The organism is Pseudarthrobacter naphthalenicus, assembly GCF_029076445.1.
GTDB lineage: Bacteria > Actinomycetota > Actinomycetes > Actinomycetales > Micrococcaceae > Arthrobacter > Arthrobacter naphthalenicus.
On the sequence record NZ_JARESG010000049.1, the window covers coordinates 1 to 6,416 of the forward strand.

The window sequence follows — 6,416 nt, forward strand, 5'->3', positions numbered from 1 at the left end:
ATGCGCTGGTAGCGGTCTGTACAGTGCTCATAAAATTTCCCTCTCTGCGGGTGTGCCATGGGAGCTAAAGAGACGCCTGTACTGCTCAGGTGCGATCCAGCGTTCCCCCTAGGAGGGGCACCTGTGAGGTGCATCTCAATTGCTTCCTTCATACTATGGTTGAGAAGTCGGCCCAATAGCTAGATGCGTTTGCCACAGAATTAGCCTTTCCTACGCCCTTGGAGTATGCAGTTGCACAACACAGTTCGCATGCCTGTCCCTTTGCAAGGGAGATGGACTGAGCTTGTAGAGCATGCCCGCGCTGACATCGGGGCACTTGCTGACCTATTCGTCGAGTATGTTGTACAGCTCGACGTGTACCGCGACGGTGTGGTGTCGACGGAGCAGCTCCGGGTGGATGCTCTGGCTTCCTTTGGGTACCTTCTAGGGCAGATTGCCGGTAATGATGAGTTCAAGCCGGAGATCATCTGGACAGCGCGACGTCTCGGCCAGGACCGAGCCCGTGTCGGAATACCACTCAATAACCTGCTGACGGCAGTACGCCTCGACTTCAAAGTCTTCTGGGAAGTCTTCCGTTCTTACACCGGTCCCGCTGATCGCGAGTTGCTTTTGACAGGAGTGGAGAAGATCTGGGCGGCAGTAGAACGTTATTCCATGGAGGTCCAGACGGGTTACCTTGAAGAAGAGTCACGCTTGGTCGATAGACGGCTGAGCGAACGAGCCCGGCTGATGACAGCCATCTTGAACAGCGACTCTCCTGCTGAGGAAGATCTCCACCATCTTGCCCAAGTGATCCAAGTGGATCCGAACGGCAACTTCGTCGTTGTTGCCGCCACGGTGCAGCGGGACCAAGAGTTGCGCATAGCGGCGGACCGCCTGACGGCTTCAGGCCACACCGCCTACATCCACTCAACCGGACACTTTAGCTTGCTCATCTCGGACTGGAAGGGTGAAGATACCCAGCCGCTAAGGCAGCTGCTTGCCCATTCCGCCTGCGGAATAGCGCCGGTGATCCACGGCTTTTCAACCTTGGCCAGGGCATGCCGACTTGCTATGGAGATCGTCGGACTGAGCGCGTCAGGAACCGGTGGACCGGCTGAGCTCAAGGATCTCTGGTTGCCGTTTCTGGCAGCAAGGCTGCATGATGCCGCGCCGGAGCTTGTGGCGTCTGTGCTGGCAGGATTCGACACTGCTTCAGAGGCGGAGAAAGAGCGCCTGACTGAAGTGGCCTGGAGTTTTGCCCGTTCCGGGTCGATAACGGCGACGGCCTCACAGCTGTACTGCCACCGCAATACGGTCCTGAACCGTCTGCGTCGGCTCGAAACACTGACCGGGTACGACATTACCGTGCCGGCCGACGCTACGCTCCTGCTGCTGGCATTCGTAGCTGCAAAGCAGGAGGCAATCAACGACTGAGGTCACGGGACACGGAAGGCGCGTGCGTCAGCGGGGTACCTTGCGGGATTACGACCGGAGGCATGTCTACGACCAAATGATCCCGCCGGGCCATCCCAACCCGGGCCTCCAGCCGTCCAACTTCCGACTGAGTGCTAGCGGCCATGAAAAACTCCCCGTAGGCGGCCACGGGACTGCCCACTGAGGCGGATTCAAGGGGTCGATGCAACACCCGAGGTCAAGTGGCTATCAGTAAACCACGGAGACGCCCCGCGGGGGTATCCCATCCAAGGGTCTCTCGTGGTCGTCCGTTGAGTTCCTGGGCGACGTACTCCAGGTCCTCGGGTCCTAGGCGTTCAGGTCGGTGCTTTTGGGGAAGTATTGTCGCAGCAAGCCGTTGGTGTTCTCGTTGGATCCGCGCTGCCAGGGGCTGGCGGGGTCGCAGAAGTACACGTCCATGTCCGCGGCGATGCGGAATGACTTGTGCAGGGCCATTTCCGCACCCTGGTCCCAGGTCAGGGATCCGCGCAGATGTTGCGGCAGTGTGGCCACGGTCTTGATGAGACCGTCGCGCACGGATTCGGCGGCGGATTAAGGTAAAGCCCCACCACGTCATAGACCTTCTCCACGAACAACGGATCATTGGAGAGCTTGAACCCATCGGTTCGGTGGGGCTTGAGCTCGAGCGCCTTCCAGATCCGCCCGATGGTGGACTTCGCCAGCCCCGACCGCTCTGCCATCTTCGCCCACGACCAGTGTGTTGGGTTCTTCGGCGTCGATTCCAGCGTCGCAACCACGACATCCTCGACCTGATCGGTGGTGATGCTGGCGGGACGGCCGGGCCTGGGATCATCGACCAACCGGTCCAGCCGACGTTCCAGGAAGCAGCGACGCCACTTCGCCACGGTATGAGGTTCGACTCCACAACGGGCGGCTACCTCGACATTGCTCAGGCCTTCGGCGCTGCCCAGCACGATCCTCGAGCGCTTCACAAGCCCTTGGGACGATTTCGCCCTCCGCGCCCGCCGGGACAGCATCTCCCGCTCTTCCTCCGACAGTTCCACAGGGGCCTTCCGCCGTCCAACGTTCGCCATACCCAATTCTATAATTACGAAGTGAATTTCAGGCGCAGGACACTAGTCCCTCCTATGCCCTGTCGCCTCCAGCACGCGCTCCAGCCAGCTCACACGGCAAGTCATTCGCGGCACATCTGAAGGAGAAATCCAGCGGTAGGCGTCATGTTCCCAGTTGATTGTCAACAGAAGGGTGGATGCTTCTGCCGTGAAAGTGTGGATCTGCCACAGGTCCCCTAGATGGTCTGTAAACTCGAGAAGCGGTCCCTGATGGAGGCTTAGTAGGTCTGCCAAGGCCAGTCCCGTTTCTTCAAACAACTCCTGTGCTGCTTGGTGTTCTGGTGAAGTGTCGAGCTCGACAAAGCCTGTTATGCAATGCCAGACCCCTCTATCGTGGTCGAGCTTCTGGCTACGTCGAAAGAGCGCAATCTTCCCATGCCGCTCAAGAACGACCGCCACAACAGTGCGTGTCGCTGTTACGCCGCTCGTATCAACTGACTGGTGAGACATACGACGATGTGACGGGGAAATGTTCGACATAAGTGCTTCCGACGCGCCGATCTTTTAGCCGGCAGGGCCCGCAATGGCTTAAGTATCGTAGGGACTGGCGATCCGTATGCTTCAAAGACCTCTGAGCTGCAAATAACGTCAGTGGCGCGGATCACATGTGCAGTGAATATAACATGCCCGTGTCGAACACCATAGAGACGAGCGGGTTGAGAAATCGCCGAGCTGCACGCTGCTCACACGAGCAGAACGCTTATATGGCCGGCTGCCGATGTGTCAACGACGATCACCGCGTCATAACCGGCCCTCCCATCACCGTCGGTGCTGCGGCAGCGGAGGAAGCCAGCATGCTCCGGCCGTTGCCCGGTGGACGCGCTCGAGCCTCGACGTTTTCCTTCAAAGCCGACCACAAGTCCCAGATTTGCGTCCGTCAGTTCTACTTACTCGGTCCCGGCCCGCTATGCCGGGCGCCGGGTTAGCGCGCCGGCGGTCTCCGAGGGCTCGTTGATGTAGACCATGCCGGCTCTCCGTGGTTGATGGTGAAACAGGTTCCGTGTCTTGAAAGCTGAAGGGCTCGTAGCCCTCCTGTGATGGATGTTCTCTACGCATTCATCAAGAGTCAGGAGCTACGAGCCTAATGGGAGTGTACCGGCTGGCTCTATCGGGACAGACTGGTATCCGAGCCGCTGGTAGGTGAGCACTTTACGAGCCTGGACGCTTTCCTCAGGAGTCCTATATCAAGATCGTGCCCCTACTGGTGAGCGAGGAGGGCGAAAGCGCTGGTGGGATGTCGTGCCGGTCGAGCACTGATCCATTAGGTCGCAGCTGGTTCCTTCTCCAAGGCGGCTCGGGGACAGTGGGACGCCGTTGGAAAGGATAGGTGCAGATGCTATTCGTGGGTGATGACTGGGCTGAGGACCACCATGATGTTGCTCTAATCGATGAGGAAGGCCGGCTGCTGGCTCGCCGCCGGCTATCAGAAGGTGTCAAGGGAATCGAAGCTCTGCATGGACTGATCGCCGATCATCTGGACGAGCAGGATGGGTCCGAGCAGGTAATGGTGGGCATCGAAACGGACCGGGGCCCGTGGGTTGCTGCACTGCTGGCGGCCAATTACTCCGTCATTGCAGTCAATCCGCTGCAGGCCGCTCGCTACCGGGAACGGCACGGCACCTCTGGGGCGAAAAGTGACAAGGGCGATGCCTGGGTGTTGGCCCAGTTGGTGCGAACTGACCACGCTCATCACCGCCCGATCATCGGTGACAGTGACGCCGCTGAAGAAGTCAAAGTGCTGGCACGCTCGCATCAGTCATTGATCTGGGCCAGGCAGCGTCAGGTCAACGTACTGCGCTCAAACCTGCGTGAGTACTTCCCGGCGGCGCTAGCCGTGTTCGGTAGCGCCCTTGCCGACCGAGATGCCATCGCGGTCCTGGCGGTGGCACCGGGCCCGGAGAAGGCACGGAAATTGTCGTCAGCCAAAGTCCAATCGTTATTACGGAAGGCCGGGCGCAGCCGCTACCTGAAGTCCCGGGCGGACGAGATCACCTCTGCCCTTCAGAGCGAGCAATTGGAGGCTCGTGCAGGTATCGAAGCCGCCTACACCGCCACCACGAAAGGCCTCGTTGCCGTCATCGCAGAATTGAATAACCAGATCCAGGCACTACAAGAGCAGGTGGAGGAGTGTTTTGGCCGGCACCCGGACGCTGAGATCTACCTGAGCCAGCCCGGCCTGGGTCCTGTGCTCGGGTGCTTGCAGAGTTCGGAGACGCACCGCATCGCTACGCCGATGCTCGGGCACGAAAAAACTACTCCGGGATGAGTCCAATCACGCGTGCCTCCGGCAAGAAAAGCGTGGTGCTGGCCCGCTATGCCCGCAACCGCCGGCTCGTCGATGCACTATACGGTCAGGCATTTGCAGCTCTAAACGCTTCGCCCGGTGCCCGGGAGTACTATGCTGCCCGCAGGGCACGTGGAGCCACACACCATCAAGCGCTGCGCGCACTCGGCAACCGCTTGGTTGGCATCCTGCACGGCTGCTTACGCCACCACGCCCGCTACGACGAAAACACCGCATGGAGCGCAGCGAAGGAAGAAACACTCAACGCGGCTTGACAGCTTAGATCCGTGGGATGTCTTGATCGAGCCTACTTCCCCGCGCCCCGACGCTGCCACCGCTATCTTCAACCTGCCCGACTACCGCGTCACCGGCACCGAGATCCTCGCATTCGGTCAGCGACGGATCCGCATCGATGCCACCGCAGAGGCCGGCTGCCCGTCCTGCGGAGTGATCAGCACCCGGGTGCATTCACGTCGGTCACAACGTCTGCGCGACATCCCGGTCGCCGGCCCGGTCGAAGTTGTCTGGGCCAAGCGGAGACTCTTCTGCGATGAGTACCTGTGCCCGCGCAGGACATTCACCGAGGAGACTGCCCAGGTCCCGCGCCGGGCACGGTCCACCCGCCGGCTCCGGGAGGCCCTGGTGGCCGCCGTGATCGGATCCGGGAGAGCCGCAGCGGAGGCTGCCTCTTCCTTCGGTGTCTCGTAGTGGCTGGTCCAGCGTGCCTTGGACTCCGCGGCGCTGACACTGCCTGATGTCGATGCGCTGGCACCGCGAATGCTCGGCATTGATGAACACCGCTACCGGTCCGTGCGGTTCTTCCGCGACCCGGCCACCAGGGCCTGGAAACGCTACGAACCCTGGATGACCACCATTGTTGATCTGGACACCGGCCAGGTCCTGGGAATCGTCGATGGCCGCGACAGTGAAGGTGTCGGGGACTGGCTGTTCGCCCGGGCCGCTGGAGTGGCGCCTGGGCGTGCAGGTCGTCGCGATGGACCCGTCGGCCGCATTCCGTAAGGCGTTGCGGATGTGGCTTCCGCGGACCGCGGTCTCGGTCGACGCGTTCCACCTGGTCAAGCTCGGCAACGACATGCTCACCGAAGCCGGCAACGGCTCACCCAGCAGGTTCATGGCCGGCGGGGACGCTCCATTGACCCGGTCTGGGCCAACCGGCGGTTGCTCCTGCGTGCCGGTGACACGCTCTCGGACCGGGCACGGAACAGGCTGGCCACGGTGTTCTCGACTGACGATGCCACCGGGAAACTGCAGGCCGCCTGGCTGGTCAAAGAGCAGCTCCGGACGCTGCTCGCTACCGGATCCCTCGCCGACGCGGCCAATGCAAAAGACCGCTTGCAGGTCCTGGTCGAACGGGCCGCTCAGCCGGAAACCAGCCGGCTCTGGCGCACGGTCTGCCGGTGGTGGAAAGAGATCGAAGTCCTCGTCGTCACCGGCGCGACAACGGCGAAAGTGGAAGTGTTGGTTATCTGGAGCCGGTCTTGCGAAGACAGGAGATGTGCTGGGATTTTTCGTCGGTGACATGTCTCTGACCGGGTTGTTGGTCCTCAGGGGCTGGGTAGTTGGGCGGCGTGGCGTTCTTCGCC

The 6,416-nt window shown here is 61.1% G+C and carries 3 protein-coding genes and 3 pseudogenes; 3 read left to right on the plus strand and 3 right to left on the minus strand.

Features of this window, described 5'->3' with window-relative positions; translation table 11 throughout:
* Positions 1-249 precede the first annotated feature (249 nt).
* The gene (locus tag PY310_RS21000; protein WP_275216569.1) at positions 250-1,416 is read left to right on the plus strand and encodes a PucR family transcriptional regulator; all 1,167 of its coding nucleotides are present in this window, start codon (positions 250-252) and stop codon (positions 1,414-1,416) included.
* 191 nt (positions 1,417-1,607) lie between these two features.
* Here PY310_RS21000 and PY310_RS21005 read toward each other — a convergent pair.
* From PY310_RS21005 to PY310_RS21015, 3 genes and pseudogenes are all read right to left on the minus strand, one after another.
* Positions 1,608-1,980, minus strand: a pseudogene (locus PY310_RS21005) (IS30 family transposase); the annotation flags it as partial.
* Positions 1,911-2,489 (minus strand): IS630 family transposase, encoded by a 579-nt coding sequence (locus PY310_RS21010; RefSeq protein ID WP_342755765.1) that lies wholly within the window; start codon positions 2,487-2,489, stop codon positions 1,911-1,913. The gene PY310_RS21010 and the pseudogene PY310_RS21005, both read right to left, overlap by 70 nt.
* Positions 2,490-2,531: 42 nt before the next feature.
* A complete protein-coding gene (locus PY310_RS21015; RefSeq protein WP_275216570.1) occupies positions 2,532-2,978 on the minus strand; it encodes an NUDIX domain-containing protein in 447 nt (148 codons plus the stop codon).
* 883 nt (positions 2,979-3,861) lie between these two features.
* Between PY310_RS21015 and PY310_RS21020 the strand changes: the two are divergent.
* Both PY310_RS21020 and PY310_RS21785 read left to right on the plus strand, forming a co-directional pair.
* Positions 3,862-5,087: pseudogene (locus PY310_RS21020) on the plus strand (IS110 family RNA-guided transposase).
* 22 nt (positions 5,088-5,109) lie between these two features.
* A pseudogene (locus PY310_RS21785) lies at positions 5,110-6,288 on the plus strand (ISL3 family transposase); the annotation flags it as partial.
* Between the last annotated feature and the right edge of the window lie 128 nt (positions 6,289-6,416).